Source organism: Burkholderia sp. Bp8991 (genome assembly GCF_003853795.1).
Taxonomy (GTDB): Bacteria; Pseudomonadota; Gammaproteobacteria; order Burkholderiales; family Burkholderiaceae; genus Burkholderia.
The window spans coordinates 299,492-322,720 of sequence record NZ_QTQJ01000002.1 but is presented as its reverse complement, the minus strand read 5'-3'; the positions used below and the strand labels follow the sequence as shown (position 1 = coordinate 322,720).

The 23,229-nt window shown below is 69.1% G+C and carries 18 protein-coding genes and 1 pseudogene; 13 read left to right on the top strand and 6 right to left on the bottom strand.

Going from position 1 to position 23,229, the window contains the following annotated elements; all coding sequences use genetic code 11:
• Window positions 1–8: 8 nt before the first annotated feature.
• From DIE02_RS03515 to DIE02_RS03505, 3 genes and pseudogenes are all read left to right on the top strand, one after another.
• A complete protein-coding gene (locus tag DIE02_RS03515) occupies window positions 9–308 on the top strand; it encodes a hypothetical protein (RefSeq protein WP_124528782.1) in 300 nt (99 codons plus the stop codon).
• Window positions 305–808 (top strand): pentapeptide repeat-containing protein, encoded by a 504-nt coding sequence (locus DIE02_RS03510; protein ID WP_124528780.1) that lies wholly within the window; start codon window positions 305–307, stop codon window positions 806–808. The genes DIE02_RS03515 and DIE02_RS03510 overlap by 4 nt, the downstream gene beginning before the upstream one ends.
• Window positions 809–910: 102 nt before the next feature.
• Window positions 911–1,141: pseudogene (locus tag DIE02_RS03505) on the top strand (cytosine permease); the annotation flags it as partial.
• A 154-nt stretch (window positions 1,142–1,295) separates the two neighbouring features.
• Here the strand turns inward: DIE02_RS03505 and DIE02_RS03500 are convergent.
• The 5 genes from DIE02_RS03500 to DIE02_RS03480 form a co-directional block, all read right to left on the bottom strand.
• Window positions 1,296–3,575, bottom strand: a complete 2,280-nt coding sequence (locus DIE02_RS03500; RefSeq protein WP_124528778.1) for an FdhF/YdeP family oxidoreductase — start codon at window positions 3,573–3,575, stop codon at window positions 1,296–1,298.
• Between the two features lie 124 nt (window positions 3,576–3,699).
• Window positions 3,700–6,531: an ATP-dependent Clp protease ATP-binding subunit gene (locus tag DIE02_RS03495; protein WP_124528776.1), complete on the bottom strand. Its 2,832-nt coding sequence runs from the start codon at window positions 6,529–6,531 to the stop codon at window positions 3,700–3,702.
• A gap of 610 nt (window positions 6,532–7,141) precedes the next feature.
• Window positions 7,142–7,411: a hypothetical protein gene (locus DIE02_RS03490; RefSeq protein ID WP_124521663.1), complete on the bottom strand. Its 270-nt coding sequence runs from the start codon at window positions 7,409–7,411 to the stop codon at window positions 7,142–7,144.
• A 98-nt stretch (window positions 7,412–7,509) separates the two neighbouring features.
• Window positions 7,510–8,325 carry a family 1 encapsulin nanocompartment shell protein gene (locus DIE02_RS03485; RefSeq protein WP_044848156.1) on the bottom strand — a complete coding sequence of 272 codons (816 nt, stop codon included), beginning with the start codon at window positions 8,323–8,325 and terminating at the stop codon, window positions 7,510–7,512.
• The gene (locus DIE02_RS03480; protein WP_124485766.1) at window positions 8,318–9,397 is read right to left on the bottom strand and encodes a Dyp-type peroxidase; all 1,080 of its coding nucleotides are present in this window, start codon (window positions 9,395–9,397) and stop codon (window positions 8,318–8,320) included. Before DIE02_RS03480 ends, DIE02_RS03485 begins: the two co-directional genes overlap by 8 nt.
• A 417-nt stretch (window positions 9,398–9,814) precedes the next feature.
• Here DIE02_RS03480 and DIE02_RS03470 point away from each other — a divergent pair, with 417 nt between their 5' ends.
• The 6 genes from DIE02_RS03470 (at window position 9,815) to DIE02_RS03445 (ending at window position 16,225) form a co-directional block, all read left to right on the top strand.
• Window positions 9,815–10,189, top strand: a complete 375-nt coding sequence (locus DIE02_RS03470) for a LysR family transcriptional regulator (protein ID WP_260426162.1) — start codon at window positions 9,815–9,817, stop codon at window positions 10,187–10,189.
• The gene (locus tag DIE02_RS03465; RefSeq protein ID WP_044848158.1) at window positions 10,186–10,638 is read left to right on the top strand and encodes a phosphate-starvation-inducible protein PsiE; all 453 of its coding nucleotides are present in this window, start codon (window positions 10,186–10,188) and stop codon (window positions 10,636–10,638) included. The genes DIE02_RS03470 and DIE02_RS03465 overlap by 4 nt, the downstream gene beginning before the upstream one ends.
• Before the next feature lie 355 nt (window positions 10,639–10,993).
• Window positions 10,994–12,406 (top strand): PLP-dependent aminotransferase family protein, encoded by a 1,413-nt coding sequence (locus DIE02_RS03460; protein ID WP_124521780.1) that lies wholly within the window; start codon window positions 10,994–10,996, stop codon window positions 12,404–12,406.
• A 318-nt stretch (window positions 12,407–12,724) separates the two neighbouring features.
• Complete coding sequence (locus DIE02_RS03455; protein ID WP_124521665.1) at window positions 12,725–14,260, top strand: FAD-dependent oxidoreductase; 1,536 nt, start codon at window positions 12,725–12,727, stop codon at window positions 14,258–14,260.
• A gap of 397 nt (window positions 14,261–14,657) precedes the next feature.
• Window positions 14,658–15,863, top strand: coding sequence for a zinc-dependent alcohol dehydrogenase (locus DIE02_RS03450; protein ID WP_044848161.1), 1,206 nt, complete (start codon window positions 14,658–14,660; stop codon window positions 15,861–15,863).
• A gap of 29 nt (window positions 15,864–15,892) precedes the next feature.
• The gene (locus DIE02_RS03445; protein ID WP_044848162.1) at window positions 15,893–16,225 is read left to right on the top strand and encodes a ferredoxin; all 333 of its coding nucleotides are present in this window, start codon (window positions 15,893–15,895) and stop codon (window positions 16,223–16,225) included.
• Between the two features lie 4 nt (window positions 16,226–16,229).
• Here the strand turns inward: DIE02_RS03445 and DIE02_RS03440 are convergent, their stop codons facing one another.
• Window positions 16,230–17,825 (bottom strand): ATP-binding protein, encoded by a 1,596-nt coding sequence (locus DIE02_RS03440; protein WP_124528774.1) that lies wholly within the window; start codon window positions 17,823–17,825, stop codon window positions 16,230–16,232.
• A gap of 305 nt (window positions 17,826–18,130) precedes the next feature.
• Here DIE02_RS03440 and DIE02_RS03435 point away from each other — a divergent pair, with 305 nt between their 5' ends.
• The 4 genes from DIE02_RS03435 to DIE02_RS03420 all read left to right on the top strand — a co-directional run bounded on the left by DIE02_RS03435 (window position 18,131) and on the right by DIE02_RS03420 (window position 23,097).
• A complete protein-coding gene (locus DIE02_RS03435; RefSeq protein WP_124485772.1) occupies window positions 18,131–18,496 on the top strand; it encodes a chemotaxis protein in 366 nt (121 codons plus the stop codon).
• Window positions 18,497–18,852: 356 nt separating this feature from the next.
• Entirely contained in the window at window positions 18,853–19,743 is an 891-nt protein-coding gene (locus DIE02_RS03430) for a BON domain-containing protein (protein ID WP_124528772.1), read from the top strand.
• A gap of 53 nt (window positions 19,744–19,796) precedes the next feature.
• The gene (locus DIE02_RS03425; protein ID WP_185702558.1) at window positions 19,797–22,628 is read left to right on the top strand and encodes an ABC transporter transmembrane domain-containing protein; all 2,832 of its coding nucleotides are present in this window, start codon (window positions 19,797–19,799) and stop codon (window positions 22,626–22,628) included.
• Complete coding sequence (locus DIE02_RS03420; RefSeq protein WP_124528770.1) at window positions 22,570–23,097, top strand: hypothetical protein; 528 nt, start codon at window positions 22,570–22,572, stop codon at window positions 23,095–23,097. The genes DIE02_RS03425 and DIE02_RS03420 overlap by 59 nt, the downstream gene beginning before the upstream one ends.
• Window positions 23,098–23,229: the final 132 nt, after the last annotated feature.

Below are 23,229 nucleotides of genomic sequence, written 5' to 3'. Positions count from 1 at the left end.
AGCGAAGAATGCGCAAGTCGACAATGGCCGCGATCGTAGTGGCCGGCGGCCTGATACTGGTTGCCTGGGCTGTCATCGCATCCTTGGGGGCGGTGTCCCAGATCAGTGGAGGCAGCTACGGTTCGCATGACGTGAGCGATTTTGCGATCGAGAATTTCCTCTTCCTCGGCTCGCTGATTGCGTTGGGCGGCCTTGTCGCCTGGTTCGCCAACCGCGACTCGGCGGCGTCCGACGCCGATGACGAACAGATGGCCGGCAACGGCGAAGGCGAATCGTCTGCTCAGGCGCATCGAGACGCAGACTCATGAGCAGTTCTGAAATCATCTACAAGCACGACCTGTGGCGCAAGGGTGCCGGTGGAATGCCGGCAGGAGTCTCAGGTCAGACGGATAGTTCGGCCTATGCCGGCCTGGATCTGGGTCTTGCGCAATTCTCCGGCAGCAGCTTCAGCGGCAGCCGGTTCAGCGGCACGTCATTCCGGCAGGCCGGCTGGACAGGCTGCCGGTTCTCTGCTTGTACGTTTGCCAGTTGCGATTTTTCGGGGATTGCAATTTCCGGATGCACGTTCGTCGATTGCTCCTTCGATGAGGCCGCCTTTCAGGGCAGTACGTTCAATAGCGTGAAATTTCTCGGATGCAAGTGGAACGGCGTTCGGTTCGACGACAACACGTGGCATTCGGTGCAGGTGCTGGACTGCACGGGAAGCACGGTCGAAGCCCATGGACTCAAGGGGCTGGACGTGGATTTCACGGGTAGCTATTTCGAGCATCTGGCATTCGAAGACACGGAAATCAACGGCGGGCATTGAGTCGAGCGCCTGTTCATTCACGGTTTGCCTTGCGGCGACCGTGAATGGGTGGACGCCATGTAAAGTGTTTCGTGTTGCTCAGCCTTCGACGCGGACCCTGAATTCAATCCGCAGGCGCTGCTCGCGTATGCGATCGGGATCGTCGTGCAGATCCCGTTCATGAACACGCCGATGTACGCGGGCCCGATTCCCGCGCATCTCGGCGGCGCCGACCTGTCCTGGCTCGTCGGGCTCGCGCTGACGTCGCCGCTGTACTACTGGCTCGCGACGCGCGACAGCGCGTACCGTCGCCGGCAGACGGGCGCGGCTCTGCCGCCGTCGGCGGCGCGGTAAGGCGCGTGCCGTTCGCCACGTGAAAACGAAGCGGCCGCCGCATCGGAGGCGATGCAGCGGCCGGGAGAGCGGGGAGGCGGGGCGGCAGGCAGGTTCTCGGCGTCACGGCATGTCGCATGCGTGCCGTACGTCGCGAACCTGCCGCGCCCGCGGATCACACGACCGCGGAACGCGCGACCCGCACCGGCACCGACTTGTACGACGGCGTGCCGCTTTCCTTGTCGATGTAGTCGAGCGGCACGAGCACGTTCGCCTCCGGATAGTACGCGCCGACCGACCCCGGCGCGATGTCGTACTCGATCGCAGTGATCTTCTCGAGGCGCAGCGTGCGGCCCGAGGCGGTGATCGTCTCGATGTCGACAAGGTCGCCGTGTTCGAGCCCGTACTTCGCGAGATCGGCCGCGTTCATGAACAGCACGTCGCGCCGCCCGAACACGCCGCGATAGCGGTCGTCGAGCCCGTAGATCGTCGTGTTGTACTGGTCGTGGCTGCGCAGCGTGATCAGCCGCAGCACCTGCTCGGCGCCGAGCACGTCCGCGTCTTCCTTCACGCCCGTGTAGACCGAGAACATCGCCTTGCCGGTCGGCGTGGGCCACACGCGCTCGGCGGGCGGCAGCGGCAGGCGGAAGCCGCCCGGCGTGCGGATCCGTTCGTTGAACGCCTCGAAGCCGGGGACCGTCTTGTCGATCAGGTCGCGGATGCGGTCGTAGTCGGCGATCAGGTCGAGCCACGCGACCTTGCTGTTCGGCAGCGTCGCATGCGCGATCCCCGCGACGATCGCGGGCTCCGAGCGCAACGCGTCGGACGCCGGCTTGAGCTTGCCGGCCGACGCGTGGACCATCGACATCGAATCCTCGACGGTGATCGATTGCCGGCCGCTCGCCTGCATGTCGAGCTCGGTGCGGCCGAGCACGGGCAGGATGTAGGTTTCCTTCGCAACCAGCAGATGCGAGCGGTTCAGCTTCGTGCCGAGATGCACGCTGAGATCGAGCTTCGCCATCGCGGGGAACGACAGCTCGGGATCGGGCAGCGCGACCGCGAAGTTGCCGCCGAGGCACAGCAGCGCCTTGGCCTGGCCGTCGACCATCGCCTGCATGGCCTGCACGGCGTCGTGCCCATGATGCGCGGGCGGCTTGAAGCCGCACACGTCCTCGATCTTCTGCAGGAACTCGGCCGACGGCTTCTCGGTGATGCCGACCGTGCGGTTGCCCTGCACGTTGGAGTGGCCGCGCAGCGGGCACACGCCCGCGCCGGGCTTGCCGAAGTTGCCGCGCATCAGCAGCAGGTCGGCGATCAGGCGCACGGTCGCGGTGCCCTTGTTGTGCTGCGTGACGCCCATCCCGTACGTGACGATCGTCGCGTTCGATTTCGCATAGGCGAGCGCGACCTGCTCGAGCTGCGCCTGGCTCAGGCCGCTCGCGCGCTCGATGTCGTCCCACGACGTGGCCTGCAGGTCGGTGGAGAACGCGTCGAAGCCGCTGGTGTGCTGCGCGATGAAGTCACGGTCGAGCACGTTGCCGCGCTCGGCCTCGAGCTGCAGCAGCGCCTTCATGATGCCCTTCAGAGCGGCCGCGTCGCCGCCCGCGTCGACCTGGTAGTACGTCGACGCGATGCGCGTCGAACCGAACGACGCCATCTCGATCATGTCCTGCGGATCGGCGAAGCGTTCGAGCGCGCGCTCGCGCAACGGGTTGAACACGATGATCGGCACGTTGCGGCGCGAGCACTCGTGCAGCGTGCCCATCATCCGCGGATGGTTCGTGCCGGGGTTGTGGCCGATCGAGATGATCAGCTCGCAGTGGTCGAAATCCTCCAGCGAAACGGTGCCCTTGCCGATCCCGATCGACTGCGGCAGGCCGACGCTGGTCGGCTCGTGGCACATGTTCGAGCAGTCGGGGAAGTTGTTGGTGCCGAGCTCGCGCGCGAACAGCTGATACAGGTACGCGGCTTCGTTCGACGCGCGCCCCGACGTATAGAACTCGACCTGCTCGGGCGGCAGCGCACGCAGCACCTCGCCGATGCGCGCGAACGCGTCGTCCCATTCGACCGCGCGGAACGTGTCGGTCGCGCGATCGTAGACGAGCGGATGCGTGAGCCGGCCCATGTTCTCCAGCTCGTAGTCGGACATCCGCAGCAGCGACGACACGGTGTTCGCCGCGAAGAACTCGGGCGTCACGCGCTTGGTCGTGGCCTCCCACGTGACGGCCTTCGCGCCGTTCTCGCAGAACTGGAACGTCGACTTGTGTTCCTTGTCGGGCCACGCGCAGCCGGGACAGTCGAAACCGTCGGGCTGGTTGGTCCGCATCAGCACGATCGGCGCCTCGATGGTTTCCATCTGCGTGCGCACGGCCTCGGCTGTCGCGCGAAGCGCGCCCCAACCGCCGGCGGGCCCATCGTACTTCCTGATGCCTGGCACTTCGCGTCGATTTGTCATGTGAATCTCCATGAGCCGGGCCCGCTGCGGGGTGGCTCGGGTTGCGCCGCGTCGCGGCGTGGGGCGGCACCGTCCGGCGGACGGCGCCGGTCATGCGGGCCCAGGCATCCGGGCCCGCGTGGTATCAGTGCGCGTCCTTCTTCGCACCGGACGACTTCTTGCCGGATGCCTTCGCGACGGGCGGCGGCGTATCGGCCTTTGCTTCGTCATCCTTTTCATTGGCCGATGCCTTCGTGGCCTTGCCGTTCGGCCTGGCCTTGCCGTCGGCGTCCTGCTTCGCGTCCTTCACATCAGGCGGCGCGAGCTTGTTGAACGTCACCGTGTCGCCGGTCGTGTCGTAGTCGACTTCGACGCGGTCGCCCGACTGAAGCTTGTCCGCGAGGATCTCCTTCGCGAGCTTCGTTTCGATGATCTGCCGAACTTGCCGCTTCAGCTCGCGCGCGCCGAACTCCGGCTGGTAGCCGGCTTCGGTCAGGTGTTCGACGAGCGAGTCGCCCATCACGAGCGTGATGTCCTGCGCGGCGGCGGTGCGCACCACGCGGTCGAGCTGGATCTGCACGATCGAGCGGATGTTCTCCTTCGACAGCGCATGGAACACGATCACCTCGTCGATCCGGTTCAGGAACTCGGGGCGGAAATGGCCCTTCAGCACCTGCATCAGCTGCTCGCGGATCGCCTTGTCGGTCTTGCGCGCGGCTTCCGGCTGCGTGAGGTTGTCCATGATGATCGCGGCGCCGAGGTTGCTCGTCGCGATGATGATCGTGTTGCTGAAGTCGACCACGCGGCCCTTGCCGTCGGTCAGCCGGCCGTCGTCGAACACCTGCAGCAGCACGTTGTAGACGTCCGGATGGGCCTTCTCGATCTCGTCGAGCAGGATCACGCTGTACGGGCGGCGCCGCACGCGCTCGGTGAGCTGGCCGCCTTCGTCGTAGCCGACGTAGCCGGGCGGCGCGCCGATCAGCCGCGCGACCGCGTGCCGCTCCATGTACTCGGACATGTCGATGCGGATGATCGCCTGCTCGTCGCCGAACACGGTCTCGGCCAGCGCCTTCGCGAGCTCGGTCTTGCCGACGCCGGTCGGCCCGAGGAACAGGAACGTCGCGATCGGCCGGTGCGTCTGGCCGAGCCCGGCGCGCGACAGCCGCACCGCGTCGCTGACGGCGACCACCGCGTCGTTCTGGCCGACCACGCGCTCGCGCAGCTGCTCCTCCATCTTCAGCAGCTTCTGGCGCTCTTCCTGTGTAAGCTCGGACACCGGGATGCCGGTCAGCCGCGACACGACTTCGGCGACCGATTCGACGGTCACCTCGAGCGTCTCGGAACCGGTCTTGCGCTGCCACGCTTCCATCTTTTCGTCGAGCGACTTCTGCTTCTCGTTGATCTGTTCTTCGAACTGCTTCGCTTCGTCGAAGCGCTTGCGCGACGTCGCGTAGTCCTGCTCGCGCTTCAGCTGCGCGATCTGCGCTTCGCCTTCCTGGATGTCGACGGGGCGCGACGTCGCGCCGATCCGCACGCGCGCGGCGGCCTGGTCGATCAGGTCGATCGCCTTGTCGGGCAGGAAGCGCGCGGTGATGTAGCGGTCGGCGAACTCGGCGGCCGCGACGAACGCGTCGTCGGCGAACGTCACCTGATGGTGCGCCTCGAGGCTGTCGCGCAGCCCGCGCAGGATCACGATCGTCTGCTCGACGCTCGGCTCCGGCACGAACACCGGCTGGAAGCGCCGCTCCAGCGCCGCGTCCTTCTCGATGTGCTTCTGGTATTCGTTCAGCGTGGTCGCGCCGATCAGGCTCAGCTCGCCGCGCGCGAGCGCCGGCTTCAGCACGTTCGCGATGTCGAGCCCGCCTTCGCCGCCGCCCTGGCCCGCGCCGACGATCGTATGCAGCTCGTCGATGAACAGGATCAGTTCGTCATGCTTCGCGGTCACTTCGTCGATCAGCTGCTTCGCGCGCTCCTCGAATTCGCCGCGATACTTTGCGCCGGCGACCATCGAGTTGATGTTGACTTCGACGAGCCGCTTGCCGCGCAGCACTTCTGGCACGTCGCCGTTCACGATCCGCTGCGCGAGGCCTTCGACGATCGCGGTCTTGCCGACACCCGGCTCGCCGATCAGCACCGGGTTGTTCTTCTTGCGGCGCGCGAGCACCTCGATCGTGCTTTCGATTTCCTGCGCGCGGCCGAGCACCGGATCGAGCTTGCCCTGGCGCGCGATCGCGGTGAGGTCGCGGCCGAACTTGTCGAGATTCGGCGTGCCGGTCGGCGCATCGACGCGGCCGTCTTCCGCGCCCTTGCCGACGACCTTCACGACCTTCTGGCGCAGCGCCTCCGGCGTCACGCCGTATTTCTTCAGCAGCGTGCCGGCGATGCTGTCCGGCACCGACGCGAGACCGATCAGCAGGTGCTCGGGGCCGATGTACGAGTGACCGAGGTCGCGCGACGCCTGGAACGCGTACTGCACGGCCTTCTTCACGCGCGGCGAGATCGACAGCTTGTCGAGCGACGCATCGGGGGAGGCCGTGCCGGTATGCGCGTGCTCGTCGATGTACGACTTGATGTCCTGCGGCGACAGCTTCAGTTCCTTCAGCAGCGCGGCGCACACGTCGGTGTCCGCGAGCGCGTACAGCAGGTGTTCGGTGTCGAGTTCGCTGCGGCGCAGCTCGTGCGCCTTCTCGGCCGCGCGCTGCAGCAGTTCGAGCGTCTGCTCGCTGAATGCGTCGGTCGGGTCGACCGACTCGCGCGGAATCTCCGCGGCAAGCGGCGACGTGTCGCCGGACTCGCCGAACAGCGACGACGCGCCGCCGCCCAGCAGCGAGTCGAACGGGTTCAGCATGCTCTGATGCCGCATCAGCTGACGGAAGTGGTAGTCGCAGATCGAGATCGTCTTGCGCTCGCCGTCCTGCATCACGGTGGCGCGCGCGACGGCCGGCCGGGCGTGACAGATGTCGCAAAGTGCGGGCATGGTGGTCTGGCTCCTGTCAATGAACGTGAATCGAAAGGGAAGTCCCGATGCGCGAGGGCGCCGGGGCGTGCCTGCCGCACGACGCGACCGGCGGCGCGCGCGCCATGCCGGCGCCCTTGCGCCACGCGCGCAGGCATGGCGACCTGCCGTGCTCGACGCCGGCAATACCGTTGCTTCGCGGCGCCTGCGCCATCACTTCGACTGCGTTCAAAATAGCGAATCGGCCCGGGGCCTCCAAGACACAGTTCCGCATCGGCCCGGCCGGGAATTGCACCCTCACAAGCGTGCGAGCATGAGACGCAAGGAGTACAGACGAGCGCGCATGCGGGTGCGGCGTGCGGGCTGCGCAAACGTGGCGGCGTGCGACGCGCGCGAAGCGCGGTGCGACATCGGCGCGCAGGGCGCCGGCAGGGAGCCAACGGGAAGGGGGACGCGCGACGCAACGCGGCGCGCGCGCATCGGCGCGAGCGCGCAGCGCGGCAGCGTGCGCGCACGGGTCAGGCCGGGCCGCGCGCGCACCGCAACCGGTGCGTGGCGCGCGGCCGCTGGCGAAGCGGGCGGCTTGCACGGTGCGGGCCGGACATGGCCCAACCGTGACGAGGCGGCGGCGTCAGTCGGAGAGCGTCATCGCAAGTTTCTGCCGTGCGATCTGCTTCACGTCGGTTGACAGTGCCGCATTCTGCAGACCATTGGCCCAGACGGAGAACGAATCCTCGATCAGGTTGCGGGTGTCGGGCGGCAGTTCGGCCAGCATCAGCGCCACCACGGTGAACAATACGGCGGTGTCGCCGGCCTGGCGGCTCGCGTTCGCGTCGACGGCCTGCTTCAGGCTGTCGATCGACGCTTGCAGTGCCTGTAGTGCTTCATTCGATTCGCTCATTTCTCGCTCCATGCAGGATGGTTCGATCGGCGACGAACGTGCGGCCGGCCATGCGGCCGGTGGGCGCGATGCCGGTCGGGCATCGCGCGGGCGGAACGTCAGGTCGCCGGGTTGCCCTGCGGCGCCACGGCCACCGATGCCTCGCTCGTCAGCATCAGGAACGTGAACGTTTCGCGCAGGTAAAGGCGAACGACCTTGTCGGTATGGCTCGTGTAGCCGATCGACACGTCTTCGCCGAGGTGCAGTTCATAGTCGCCGCCGCGGGTGGACAGCACGCAGCCGCCGCTGATCGCCGGCGCCCAGATGATCTCGCCGCTGACGATGCGCTTGATGTGGCCGAGGACCGGATAGCCCTGGTCGCGCGCCTCGCTGAGCGCCGTGTAGGCGTCCGAGCCGAGCACGACCGAGTACGGGCCGTCCACGCCGGCGAGCCGCAGCGCTTCCAGCGCGTCGCTGATCGCGTCCGGATATGCGCTGACGTCGGCCGGCAGCGTGAGCTTGCGGTTCGACGTGCCTTCGCGGATGCCGACGATGTCCGCGGCCAGATAGCCGTCGAAGATCGCGCCGTCTTCCGCGAACGCGAGCCGTTGCGCGGCATCCTTCGCCGGCTGCCAGTCGGCATCGCGCGCGCCGCGCTCGACGCTGTCGATCGCGTCGCGGCTCAGCTCGAACGGCACCGTCAGCTCGACGATCGTGCGGACTTCGCGCAGCCGTGCGCCGACCAGCTCGCGCGGTGCCGCGACCTCGCGCAGGTGCCCGGTGCCGACGGCCGACAGCTCGGGGCCGGCCGGGCCCTCGACGTCGACAACGCGGCGCCCGGCCACCGAGCGCTTGAAGGTGCGTGCGACTTCTTCCTCGATCTGCTCCCAGGCGGACGAGGAAATCGGCGCGAGTTCGCGGTGCAGGTTATTCATAGGCTTTGGCTCCTTTCAGCGATCCGATGTTCAGCGAGCCGTCACGACGCGACTCGGGCGATGCGGGGGCCGGCTGCGCGGCGGTGGCGGTGGCTTCGGCGCCCGGTGCGGGGCGATCGGCGAGCGCCTCGAGCAGGTCGGCCGACGGCACGAAGAACAGCGAGCCGGTGACCGCGCGGCTATAGTCGAGCAGCCGGTCGTAGTTGCCGGGCGGGCGGCCGACGAACATGTTCTCGAGCATCTGCTCGATCGGCGCCGGCGAGCGCGCGTAGCCGATGAAGTAGGTGCCGAATTCGCCGGAGCCGGGGCGCCCGAACGGCATGTTGTCGCGCAGGATCTTCACTTCCTGGCCGTTCTCGTCGAGCGTGGTCAGCGAGCTGTGCGAGCACGACGGCTTCACGTCCGGCGCGAGCTCGATGTCGGACAATTTGGTGCGCCCGATGATGCGCTCCTGCGTCTCGACCGCGAGCGCATTCCAGCCGGCCATGTCGTGCAGGTACTTCTGCACGATCACGTAGCTGCCGCCCGCGAATTCGGCATCTTCGTCGCCGATCACCGTGAAGTCGACCGCGTCGCGGCCCTCCGGGTTCTCGGTGCCGTCGACGAAGCCGATCATCGCGCGCTGGTCGAAGTTGCGGAAGCCGTGCACCTCGTCGACGACCGTGACCGCGTCGCCGAGCGCGCCGAGCAATTGGGTCGCGAGTTCGAAGCACAGGTCCATCGCGTCGGCGCGGATGTGCAGCAGGATGTCGCCGGGCGTCGCGATCGCGACGCGCTGGCCGGCGCCGAATTCGCGGAACGGATGCAGCGACGCGGGGCGCGGATCGCCGAACAGCGCATCCCAGGCGTCGGCGCCGAAGCCGCATACGCAGGACAGGTTGCCGTCCGGCACGCGCTTGCCGACCGAGCGCACGAGCGCGGCGATGTCGCCGCACCACGCGCGGATCGTGTCGGCGCGCTCGGCGCCGGGGTTGACGGTGGCAACGAGGAAGATCGCGCTGCGCGTGACCGGGCTGTGAACGGCCTGGGAAAGCGGGGGACGGGTTTGCATCGCGGCCTGCCGGTCAGTCATGTCGGGACGGACGGGCCGCGGATGCCGCGGCGCGCGAAGACGAACGGTTGGACTGTGTCATGCGACTGTTCTCTTTGTGACATGCGGATGAAGGACGTTGCGCGGGCATCGCGCAACGGGCCGCAGCGGCGGCGGCCTGCCGCCCGGGCGCGCAAGGGGGAGGCAGGCTCGGTGGCCGCGCGTTCGCCCGGCGCGCGACCTCGCCGCACCGCGTAACGTCGTCGAGCATGCAATCTAGCAGCTTCGGCGGGTCTTTGGAACACGTATCGCCAATCTGTCATTCGAATGGGTTGATCGGGGTCCGATTCTGCGTCGCGGGCCTGCAGCTGTACTCCTGAAACCCGCGGCGCTGTGCTCTTGAGCGGGCGTGGCGCGTGCAGTAGATTAGGTTCGCTCCGCCCGCCGACGAGGACCATCATGATGAACCTGCTGGAAGCGATGCGTATTTATGTCGCGGTGGTCGAGCATGGCGGGGTGTCCGCCGCGGCGTCCGAACTGAAGCTCGGACGCGCGCAAGTCAGCGAGCGGCTGGACCGCCTCGAACGGTATCTCGGCTGCCAGCTGTTGCTGGCGCGTGCGGGCGGCGACGTGGCGTGTACCGATGCGGGCGTCGCGTTCCACCAGTGCTGCCGGCGCACGCTGTCCGCGGTCGCGCAGGCCACCACCGCGGCCGGTGCGTGCGCAACCTTTCCCGATGCGCGCGTCGCGGGCTTTCCGCCGCCCGAAACCATCCGCCGTGTCGACCCAGCGTCGATCGCGGCACAACCCTCATTGCACCGGTCATCGCCTTGAATACGTCCACTGTTTCCGCCGATACGGCCGCCGAGCGCATCCGCCGCCGCTTCGGACACTTCCTCCACGCGGCCGAGCTGGCCGGGCTGATCGTGATCGGCCTCGCGACCGCGTTCGCGATGACGCAGGAAGCGTGGAAGGTCGTGCTCGCGGGCGAGGTGTCGCTGACCGACCTGCTGCTGATGTTCCTCTATCTCGAAGTGCTCGCGATGAACGTGCGTTACCTGCGGCTCGGCCGGCTGCCGGTGCGCTTTCCGCTGTTCATTGCGATGACGTCGCTCGCGCGCGACCTGATCCTGCGCGGCGCCACCGACAGCCCCGAGCGGATGCTGATGACCACGTTCGGAATCGTGCTGCTCGCGGTAGGCGTGTTGATCCTCAGTTTCGGCCAGCATCGCTTTCCAGCGGAGGTCGACGACGTCGAGGACGATGTGCATGCGCGTCGGTGATGCGTGTGTGTGCGGGGCCGATCGATGGGGGTGTCGGTTCGGTAGTTCATTTCGTTATACCGAGATTGATTCGGTGCGGCGCCGACTCGCGGCTGCCGCGTTTCCATCTGTTCACCACACGTGTGCGATTTGAGGTTTGATCGCCAAACTGTCACTTACATTCGCCGAAATGACGCAGTAGGATGCCGATCCTTCTCATGATGGATTTCGCATTGCTATCCGCCTTCAATTTCGGTAATGGACGTGGCTCGCACCGGAACGCCCGCGGCCGGACACGGCTATCCGGCTTCGTGCAGCGGCACGGCACGCGCACCTGTGCGTCGCAGGCTGGTTCACCGCTGGCGGGGCGAGGCGGATGAAGCTCTACGAGAAATTCGCGAACGACATAGAGAGACTCATCCGGCAACGCGTGTATCGACATGGCGATCGTGTGCCGTCGGTGCGGCAGGCGAGCCAGCAGCACCGGATCAGCATCACGACCGTGCTGCACGCGTACCTGCTGCTCGAAAGCCGCGGGCTGCTGGAGAGCCGCCCGCAGTCGGGGTACTTCGTCAACCTGCGCAACGACGACGGGCACGCGCCGGTGCGCGAGCTGCGGCCGTCGAAGCCGATCGCGATCTCGTCGTCGGTGGACATGAGCCGGCTCGTGCTGTCCACGCTGCGCGCGATCGGCACCGACGACGCGGTGCCGCTCGGCTCGCCATACCCGGACCCGAGCCTGTTCCCGTTCGAGAAGCTGAACCGCTACGCGTACGCGGCCGGCCGCGACAAGTCGCTGTGGGGCGTGACCGACGGGCTGCCGCCCGGCCATCCGCGCCTGATCCGGCAGATCGCACGGCGCTACCTGGAAAACGGGATGTCGGTCGACCCGAACGAGATCATCGTGACGGTCGGCGCGACCGAGGCGATCAACCTGTGCCTGCAGGCGGTCGCGAAACCGGGCGACACGATCGCGGTGGAGTCGCCGACGTTCTACGCGATGCTGCACGCGATCGAACGGATGGGGATGAAGGCGATCGAGGTCGCGACCCATCCTGAATACGGAATCGACATCGCGGCGCTGGCGGCGATCGCGAAGTCGCAGCCGATCGCCGCATGCATGGTGATGCCGAACTTCCAGAATCCGCTCGGTTTCCAGATGCCCGACGAGCGCAAGCGCGAACTGGTTGAATTCGCAACGAAAGCCGATATGCCGGTGATCGAGAACGGCGTATACAACGAACTGTATTTCGGCAATGCGCACCCGAGTGCGCTGAAGGCGTTCGACCGCAACGGGATCGTGCTGCACTGCGCGTCGTTCTCGAAAAGCCTGACGGCCGCGTACCGGATCGGCTGGGCGTTGCCGGGCCGTTATCGCGAACAGGTCGAGAAGCTGAAGTTCCTGAACACGCTGGCGACGCCGTCGCTGCCGCAGCTGGCGATCGCCGAGTTCCTCGAACGCGACGGTTACGAGCATCACCTGCGGCGGATTCGCAAGGCGTATGCGCAGCAAGCGAACCTGATGCGCGCGATGGTGTCGCGGTTCTTCCCGGAAGGCACGCGCATCTCGAGCCCGGCGGGCGGCTACGTACTGTGGGTCGAGTTGCCGGCGCAGGTCGATGCGATGCGGTTGTACCAGCTCGCGCTGGAGCAGGGGATCACGATCGGGCCCGGCTACATGTTCTCGATCGCGGACACCTACCGCAATTTCATCCGGCTGAACTACAGCAGCCCGTGGTCGCCGGAGATCGAACGCGCGATCGTCACGGTCGGCAAGCTCGCGTTATGACCTGAATCGCGTCGCGCACGTGATGCGGCGGATAGCCGTCGACCGGGTCGGGATAGAGCACGCATAGAACGGTCGCCATCGGGTCGCTCCTCGTGACGGGATGAAGGCGGGGCGGTACGCGGATTGCTCGGCTCGCCGGCCCCCCGCGCACGGGCATCCGGCGTGTTGCGCCGCAACGTCGATGACGTTCTACGCCGGTCGCGGATCGCGTACAAGCCACAGTCCGTGTTTGCGTGCGCTGCGGGGTCGTCTGTACCTGTTCTTTTCGGGAAGGACGCCGATAATGGGATCGTTACCCCACACTCCGGGAGCCACGCCATGTCCGGAAGCGACGCCTCGTCTTCACGTCCCGATCTCGCGCAGGGGATCGCGCTCGACGACCTCGCCGACGGCGCGATGATCGAGGGCCAGGTCGGCGACGCCACGGTGCTGCTGGTGCGCCGCGCCGACGAACTGTTTGCCGTGGGCGCGCAATGCCCGCACTACGGCGCGCCGCTCGCCGACGGGCTGCTGGTCGGCGATACGATCCGCTGTCCGTGGCATCACGCGGCGTTCTGCCTGCGCACCGGCGAGCTGTTGCGCGCGCCGGCGCTCGACGGCCTGACGTGCTGGCGCGTCGAGCGGCGCGACGGCCGCGCGGTCGTGCTCGATGCGCGGCCAGCCGCATCGCCCCCCGCGCTGAACGCGGCGGGGCTGCCCGCATCGGTGGTGATCGTCGGCGGCGGTGCGGCCGCGATCGCGGCGGCCGTGACACTGCGCCAGGAAGGCTATCCGCATGCGATCACGCTGCTGAGCGCGGACAGCGAGCCGCCGTACGACCGGCCGAACCTGTCGAAGGACTATCTGGCCGGCACGGCCGAGGCCGACTGGCTGCCGTTGCGCGGCGCGTCGTTCTATACCGACCAGCGCATCGACGTGCGCTGCGGCATGCGCGTCACGCGGATCGATCCCGCGCAGCACGCGGTCGAGCTCGCGGACGGCAGCCGCGTCGGCTACGGCGCGCTGCTGCTGGCCACCGGCGCCGAGCCGAACCGGCTGACCGTGCCGGGTGCGGATCTGCCGCACGTGTGCGTGCTGCGTTCGCGGGCCGATTGCGAGGCGCTGATCGGCAAGCTGAAGACGGCGCGGCGCTGCGTCGTGATCGGCGCGAGCTTCATCGGCCTCGAAGCGGCCGCCGCGCTGCGCACGCGCGGGCTCGACGTGCAGGTGGTCGCGCCCGACGCGCATCCGATGGCGCGCGTGCTCGGCGAAGCGCTCGGCGACACGATCCGCGCGCTGCACGAAGCGCACGGCGTGGTGTTCCATCTCGGCGCGACGCCCACGCAGATCGCGCCGGAGCGCGTGACGCTGTCGAACGGCGACGCGCTGCCGGCCGATGTGGTGGTGGTCGGCATCGGCGTGCATCCGGACCTCGCGCTCGCGCAGGATGCGGGGCTCGCCGTCGATCGCGGCGTGACGGTCGACCGTTTCCTGCGGACGAGCGCACCGGACATCTACGCGGCCGGCGACATCGCGCGCTGGCCCGATCCGTTGACGGGCGAACGCATACGCGTCGAGCACTGGGTCGTTGCTGAGCGGCAGGGCATCGCCGCGGCGCGCAACATGCTCGGCCAGCAGCGGCCGTTCGACGCGGTGCCGTTCTTCTGGAGCCAGCACTACGACCTGACGGTCCGTTATGTCGGACATGCGGAGCAATGGGACCGCGTCGAGATCGACGGCGACCTGCGCACGCATGACGCTTCGGTCGCGTTCTGGCGCGGCAACGCACGGCTCGCGGTCGCGACGATCGGCCGGGATCTCGACTGCCTGCGCGCGGAAGCGGCGCTCGAGCAGCAGGGCACGACGCGCGCGTGAACGGGCTGCCGACTGTGCGCTGACCGGTACACGCTCTGGAAAAAAGAGTTGCGCACACAACTGTCATCGCATCGTCGCGGCTTGCGCAGAGACCGCCGAGCCGGACAGACTCCCGTGACTCTCGACTGCGGTTTCTCGACCGAGGTGATCGCGGCGCCGTTCGCGATCATGAACCCGAGCGTGAACATTCCGGTATTTCCGGTGCCGACATGGAGGTGCAGTCGACACGATGCGCCGCACGGCCGCGCTGCCGGCCGCGATCGGCATGTCGATCGACAACGACGCACCGGCCGGCTGACCACGCACCGCACCGCCCCCTGCGCGCACGGGCGCGCGCCTTGCTCGAACAGTGTGACGGTACTTGCACCGTTACCGCTTTCGACAAGGAGGGCCTGACATGAAAGCAGTCGTATTTCACGGCATCGGCGACATTCGCATCGATACGGTACCCGACCCGCAAGTCGTCGACGTGACCGATGCGGTCGTGCGCCTGACGGCCAGCGCGATCTGCGGCACCGACCTGCACATGGTGCGCGGCACGCTCGGCGGGATGAAGCCCGGCACGATCCTCGGCCATGAGGGTGTCGGCATCGTCGAGACGGTCGGGCGCGACGTGCGCAACCTGAAGCGCGGCGATCGCGTGCTGATTCCGTCGACGATCGCGTGCGGCAGCTGCGTGTACTGCCGCGCGGGCTACACCGCGCAATGCGACGTCGCGAACCCGGGCGGGCCGCGCGCGGGCACCGCGTTCTACGGCGGCCCGGCCGACACGGGGCCGTTCGACGGGCTGCAGGCCGAATACGCGCGCACGCCACTCGCGAACGCGAGCCTGATCCGGTTGCCGGACGCGATCGACGACGACCGGGCGATCCTGATGTCCGACATTTTTCCGACCGGCTACTTCGGCGCGCAGCTCGCGGAAGTGAAGCCGGGCGACACGGTGGCCGTGTTCGGCGCCGGGCCGGTCGGCCAGTTCGCGATCGCGAGCGCGAAGCTAATGGGCGCCGGGCGCGTGATCGCGATCGACCGCATCGCGTCGCGGCTCGAGATGGCCTGCGCGCAGGGCGCCGAGACCATCGACTTCTCCGAGGAAGACCCCGTCGACACGGTGCTGCGGCTCACCGGCGGGATCGGGGTCGATCGTGCGATCGATGCGGTGGGCGTCGACGCGATGCGCGCGACGCATGGACCGGCCGCCGCCGACCACGACGCGGCGCGTGCATTCGATGCGGAAGTCGACGCCGTCGCGCCGCGCCGCAAGCCCGACGGCCGCTACTGGACGCCCGGCGACGGGCCCTCGCAGGTACTGCAATGGGCGGTGCGCGCGGTCGCGAAGGCGGGCACGGTCGCGGTGATCGGCGTGTATCCGCCGCAGGCGCGCGTGTTTCCGGTCGGCGAGGCGATGAACCGGAACCTCACGATCAAGATGGGCAACTGCAATCACCGGACCGTCACGCCGCACCTGATCGAGCTCGTGCGCAGCGGTGCGTTCGACCCGGCGTCCGTGCTGACGCGCTGCGAGCCGCTGACGAACGCGATCGACGCGTATCGCGCGTTCGACGTGCGCGAGCCGGGCTGGCTGAAAGTGAAGCTGACGCCATGACGCTGCGAACCGCAACGAGGAGTGCTGCCATGAACGGGTTCCATGATCTCTACGACAACTGCATGGCCGCGTGCGATGCGTGCGCGCATGCATGCGACGCGTGTACGGCGGGGTGCCTGGCGGACCCCGACACGCACGCGCTGGCCGCTTGCATCGCGCTCGACATCGAGTGCGCGCAGCTGTGCCGCCTTGCCTCGGCCGCGATGGCTCGCGACAGCGTGCTCGCGCCGCAGGTGTGCGCCCTGTGCGCGCGTGCGTGCGAGGTGTGCGCGGCCGAATGCCTGCTGCATGCGCACGACCATTGCCGGCGCTGCGCGCTGGCATGCGATGCGTGCGCGGCGATGTGCCGCGCGATGGCATGAGCGGCTACGGCGCGCCGTGAACCTTGCGCGCGACGCGCTCCAGCAGCGCGTCGAGCACCGCCATCTCGACGGGCTTCACGAGGTGATCGTCGAAGCCCTCGCTCGCGGTGCGTGCGAAGTCGGCCGGGCTCGCATGGCCGGACAACGCGACGCAGGTCGTGCCGGCCAGCGCATCGATCGCGCGCAGTTCGCGCAGCAGCGTGAAGCCGTCGACGTCGGGCATCGACAAGTCGACGAGCATCAGGTGCGGAACGATGTCGCGCGCGAGCGCCAGCGCGTCGTCCGCGTGGTACGCGACGCGCGGCGCGTGGCCCTTGATCTGCAGCAGCACGGCGAGCGTGTCGGCGGAGTCGCGGTTGTCGTCGACGATGACGATGCGCAGCGGCGCGCCGGCAGGCGGCTCGGTCGTGCGCGGCGCCGGCGCCGGCGCGTCGCCGGGCGTCGGGCGCATCGCGCGCTCGAGCGGCAGCCGCACCGTGAACGTCGCGCCGTGGCCGGGGCCGGCGCTTTCCGCGGCGATCCTCCCGCCGTGCAGTTCGACGAACGACCGGCAGATCGCGAGGCCGAGCCCGAAGCCGTCCGACGCGCGCCGGCCCGGCACGCTTTCCTGTTCGAACAGGTCGAAGATCGATTCGAGCGAACCCGGCGCGATGCCGACGCCGTGATCGGTGATGCGAATCGCGACGACCGCCCCTTCGGCGCTCGCGCTGACGTCGATGCGCGCGCCCTGCGGCGAGAATTTCGACGCGTTGTCGAGCAGGTTGTGCAGCACCTGCACGAGCCGCGCGGCGTCGCCGCGCACCACCAGCGGATCGGCCGGCAGGTCGACGCGAATGTTCTGCTCGCGTGCGGCCAGCTTCGGCTGGACGCTTTCCACGCCGCGGCAGACGACGTCGCGCACGGTCACCGGCGCGTGGTCGAGTTGGACCTTGCCGGCGGTGATGCGCCCGACGTCGAGCAGGTCGTCGACCAGCCGCGTCAGCTGGCCGACCTGGCGATGCACGGCGTCGCGGCATTGCGCGAGCGCGGGTGCCGGATCGGGCAGGCTCTGCAGCACGCCGACCGAATTGCGCAGCGGCGCGAGATGGTTGCGCAGCTCGTGCGCGAGCATCGCGATGAACACGCTGAGCCGGTGCGTCGACACCTCGAGTTCGGCGAGCCGCTTGCGCTCGGTCATGTCGCGCGTGATCTTGATGAAGCCGGCCAGCTGGCCCGCATGGTCGTGCACGGCCGTGATCGTCACGCTGGCCCAGAACAGCGAACCGTCCTTGCGCACGCGCCAGCCTTCGTCCTCGAAGCGGCCGTGCACGACGGCTTCGCGGAGCCCGAATGCGGGCCGCCCGGCGACGATCGCATCGGGCGGATAGAAACGCGAGAAATGGTGGCCGACGATCTCGGCCGTCCGATAGCCCTTGATGCGCTCCGCGCCCGCGTTCCACGTCGCGACGTTACCGTGCGCGTCGAGCATGAACACCGCATAGTCGGTGATCGCACCGACGACGGTCTCGAAACGGAACTCGGCGAAGCGGTGCAGCAGGTCGCGTGCATCGGCGGGCCCGAGCGGGGGGTGGAGATCGGAAATGGCGTCGTCTTTCTTCATCGGAACGGCAAGTCGGATGCGGGCGGAGGAACGCCGCCCCGCCGCGGCCGGACGCGCCGGCTGCGGCCATTCAAATCGGATTGACACCCCGAAAGCATAAGGGAGGTCGAATCGCCTGATCAATGGGGGCGCATGGCCTGTGCCGCGTCGCGCCCGCAGTGCGAAATCCTGCCGGTGGCGGCCCGGCGACGGCGGCGCGGCATGCCGATTGCGTCGCCCTCCGGTCCGCAGGCCGCGGCCGGCCCGGCGCGACAGCCGGCCTCCGGCGGCGGCGCGCCGCTTCACGGCTACCCGAGGGCATCGACATGAACAGCACACTGAACCCCGACAACGAACCGGCCGGCCCGGACGACGACAACGTACGGCGCGGCCGCGACGGCCGCGCGCTGGGTCCGAGCGATTCGTCCGACAGCGGCAGCGACACGGCCGGCGCGCGGCGCCATCCGTTCGACGTCGATTCGCCGCTCGACGAGCACGCGCTGGAGCGCGGCGACGCGGCCCTCGACAGCGATACGGACCGCGCGGGCACCGGCGAGCGCGCGTCGGCGGACGGCGACGCGGGGCTCGAGGAAGGCGCCGATATCGAGCCGGATCGCACGGAACGGCTGAGCGAGCCCGGCGGCACCGAGGATCCGGATGCGCCGGACGAACCGGGTGCGGGTGGCGCATAGGGTCGCTGCACGGCGACCATTCGCGCAAAAACTGCAATTGCGTTGCAGATAGGGGCGTCCAGCCAGGGGCGACGGGCAAAGGGTGCCCGGCCAGGTGCGCCCTGCCAAGGACCCCCGCCGAAGCGCGACGATCCGCATTGCCCCCGTCAGCGCGCTGCGCGGCGATCGCGACGTGGACCGCGATCGTCGGCGCGGGCGTGCCGCCCTGGGCTTCGCCGCGCCCCCGCGGTGTGCTGGCCAACGGGCGGCACGCGACTTGCATCGACCTGACCGACGTGCGCCGCGACGCGACATGGGTCCGGGTCCGCACGCGGCACACGCGCGATCAGGCACAGGCGCGATCAAGGAGGGACACGATGCAACGACGATCTCCCGGACGGCAAGCCGAACGGAGCGGCCCGCCCGACTGGCAGGAGCGCGGCGAACGCGCGTACCGGGACACCGGCGAGCGCGATTTTCGCGGCGACGAATCCCGGCGCCACGATGCCGACTACGAATCCGCGTACCGGCGGTTCGCGAGCGAGGACGTCGGCCCCGAAGACTGGGGCAGCGAATGGAGCGAGCGCTCGGCCCGCTCGTCGGCCGAACAGCGCGGCGCAGACGCCGGCGCCGACTGGCGCGGTGCGCCGGGCGGCCCCGGCGGTTCGCGCGATCCGGCGTGGGAGTCCGGGCGCGGCTACGGCAACCGCGGCCGCACAGCGGAAGGCGGCCAGGGACGTGAAGGCGCCCATGCCGATCAGCCGCGGTTCCGCGGCCAGCACCGGACGGGCTGGCATGGCGGCGAGGGCGACTACGACGCCTACAACGGGCGCGACCAGCGCCGTGCCGATGCGTCCGGCCTGTCGCGCTTCGGCGACGCTGCGCAACGCGAGGCCATGCGGCATCGGCGCGGCCCGAAAGGCTACACGCGTTCGGACGAGCGGATTCGCGAGGACGTCTGCGAGCGGCTCGCGCATGCGCTCGACATCGACGTGAGCGATGTCTCCGTGCAGGTGCGCGACGGCCGCGTCGAACTCGACGGCACCGTACCGCAGCGCTGGATGAAGCACGACATCGAGGACATCGCCGACGGCTGCATGGGCGTGCGCGACGTCGAGAACCGCGTGCGCGTGCGCCGCGACGGCGAACAACCCGATACGGGCATGGTGCTGCATCCGTCCCAACGCACGGTCACGCCGACGCAGCCTGCGGCGCGCGATCCCGAACCGGGTAGCGGCGCCGGTCGCGAGCGCGATCGGCGCCGTTGACGGCCGATGCGCGGGACGACCCGGCCAAGGCCACGGACACAGCCAATGCGCGCATGACGACCGGCACCGACGACGGACCGCGTGACGACGGCGACATTGGCGACGATCGCGACTCGAGCGCCAGCACGCCGCGCGACGGTCGTGGCCGCGACGCACGTGGCCTGCGCGCGCGCATCGCGGTCGAGCTGTGGCGCGCGATCCGGCATTACCGCGCGCGCGTGCTGGCCGCGCTGGCGCTGCTGCTGCTCGCGAAGGCGGCGGCCGTTTCGGTGCCGCTGCTGCTGAAGGACATCGTCGACGGGCTGGGCCGCACGGCCGGCCAGCCGATCGCGCTGCCGGTTCTGCTGCTGTTCGCGTATGCGGTCGTGCGCTTCGCGGCGAACGCGCTGAACGAAGTGCGCGACATGACGTTCGTGCAGGTCACGCAGCACGCGGTCGCGTCGTTTACGGTCCGCACGTTCGGTCATCTGCACCGGCTCGGCGCGCGCTTTCATTCGCAGCGCGAGACCGGCGCCGTCGTGCGCGACCTCGAGAAAGGCACGGCCGGGATCGGCTACCTGCTCGGCGTCGCGGTGTTTACCGTCGTGCCGACCGCGATCGAGATCGGCTCGGTGCTGGTGATCGTGATCGGCAAGTATGGCGGCGGCTTCACCGCGATCATCCTCGTCACGTTCGCCGTCTATGCGGCCTACACGACCGTCTTCACGCGCCGGCGGATGCGCTACCAGCGTCGCGTGAACGTGCTCGAGGCCGAATCGAACGCGCGCGTGGTCGACAGTCTGCTCAACGTCGATACGGTCAAGTACTTCGCGCGCGAGGACGTCGAGCGCAGCCGGCTCGAACGCGTGCTCGACGCATGGCGCGAGGCCGGCGTCGACAACCAGTACGCGCTGTCGACGCTGCATATCGGGCAGAGCGCATGCATCGGCGCGGGCATCGCGGCGGTGATGCTGCTCGCCGGCCAGCATGTCGCGCGCGGCACGATGACGGTCGGCGACCTGGTGCTGATCAACGCGTACATCATCCAGATCAGCCTGCCGCTGAATGCGCTCGGCTTCGTGTTCCGCGAGGCGCACGACGCGATGACGAACATCGAACGATTGTTCGGGCTGCTCGACGCCCGCGGCAAGCCGGGCGAGGAGGGCGACGCGCCGGGCGCGCAGCCGCTCGCGGTGCGCGGCGGCGCGATCGAGTTCGAGCACGTCGACTTCGGCTACGAGCCGAGCCGGCAGATTCTGTGGGACGTGTCGTTTCGGGTCGAGCCGGGACAGTCGGTCGCGGTGGTCGGCGGGAGCGGCTCGGGGAAGTCGACGCTCGCGCGGCTGCTGTTCCGGCTGTACCAGCCCGATGCGGGGACGATCCGGATCGACGGCCAGGACCTGCGCCTCGTGACCGAGCGAAGCCTGCGCGATGCGCTCGGCATCGTGCCGCAGGACACGATCCTGTTCAACGACACGCTGGCCTACAACATCGCATACGGCAAGCGCGACGCGACGCGCGGCGAAGTGATCGCGGCCGCGCGCGGCGCGCAACTCGACGCGTTCATCGAGCGGCTGCCCGATGCGTACGACACGCGTGTCGGCGAGCGCGGCGTGCGGCTGTCCGGCGGCGAGCGGCAGCGTGTCGCGATCGCGCGCGCGCTGCTGAAGGCGCCGCCGATCGTCGTGTTCGACGAGGCGACGTCGGCGCTCGATACGCGCTCGGAGCGCGCGATCCAGCAGGAACTGATGCGCGTCGCGCGGCACCGCACGAGTCTCGTCATCGCGCACCGGCTGTCGACGATCGTCGACGCGGACCGGATCCTCGTGATGGAGCATGGCCGGCTCGTCGAGCAGGGCACCCACGACGAACTGCTGGCGAGCGACGGCGTGTATGCGCAGATGTGGTCGCTGCAGGCGAAGCAGCGCGAACTGGAGCGCACCGAGGCGAAGTTCGCGCTGCAGCCGGTGCGGATCAACCCGCTGGTGGCGCAGGTGCTCGATGCGCTGGCGGAAGCCGCCGCGCGCCGCGGCGTGCCGGTGTTCCGCGAGCTGTCGAACGAGGATCTGGTCGTCAAGGCCGATCCGGCCGCACTGCGGCGCTTCGTGTGGGAGCTGTGCCGCGGCGGGATCGACACGAGCGGCGGCGGGCGGGTCGAGGTGCGCACCGCGCGGCACGACCCCGACGCGCGGATCACGATCACGTGCACCGGCGTCGACGCGCCGGAGCTGTCGCTGGCCGATCTCGAACGGCTGCAGGGCGCGATCGAGGACGCGGGCGGCTACGTCGTTCGCGAGCGCGACGACGTCGGCGTGACGTTGCACCTGTCGCTGCCGCTGTGCGCGGTTGCGCCGGCGTCGCTGCAACCGGCCGACGCTGCCGCGCCGAATCCCGGGCCGGGCGCCGTTGCGGCCGCGGACGCGAAGCCGCTCGACGGCGTGCGCGTCGCGTGCGTCGACGATCACGACGAGGCGCGCGAAGCGCTTGCCGCGCTGCTGCAGGTCGCCGGTGCGGACGTGCGCGTGTTCGCGTCCGGCCACGCGCTGCTCGACGAGATGCGTAACACGCGCCGCGCGGACTGGCCGGCGCTCCTGGTATGCGACATCGACCTTGGCGCCGACGAGGAAGACGGCTACACGGTGATGCGCCGCGTGCGCCAGCTCGACGCCGAGCGTGCGCGCGACGGCCGGGCGCCGCTCGAAGCGCTCGCGTTGTCGGGCCATGCCCGCGAGCGCGACCGCACGCGCGCGGTCGAAGCGGGTTTCCACGCCTATCTGACCAAGCCCGCGGCAGCGGCCGACCTGATCGCGACGCTGCGGGCGCTCGCGCTTTCCTCCGGAGATATCCATGCCGAACCTTTCGAATCCGACGCCCCCCGAAGTCCTGACCGAGCGCCGCGCCGGTAGCGCGTTCGCCGACCGCCAGGCCGCGGTCGCCGCCGTCGAGCTGCTGTTGCCGACGTTGTCGGCCGCGTTGCAGAGCGACTTCGTCGGCGACAGCGGCTGCCTGCACGTCGTGATCATGGATCCGGCGCTCGGGCCGCGCGACGCGGCGTTCGAGGATGCGATCCTGTACGAGTTCTCGCTGCCCGATCCGAAGGACTGGGATGCCGATTATCGTGCGTACGCCCGCGCGAAGGCGCGGCTGTCGTGGGAAACCGGCTGCGACGGCCACGTCGTGCAGGCGCTCGAGCCGTACCGGCTGCGCGCGGGCGACACGAACCTGTGGGGCGGCGTCGCGCAGCACGGCATCGTGGTCGGCGTGTCGGGCGCGCAGCCCTGGTTCGACGAGGCGTTCGCGGGCTGCATCGCGCACTGCCTGCGTGCGCTCGCGAAGCACCGCGCGCAGGCGACGCCGGACGCGCTTGCGATCTGAGCGCAGGCGAGCGGGCCCGTTTTTACAGCCGGTTATAAAAAAGCCAGCGGGCGCGCGGGGGGAGCGCGATGTGGCGCGGGCGTTCGCGCAATGGCACGGTTTTCGCTGTACCTCTGGTACGACGTTTGTCAC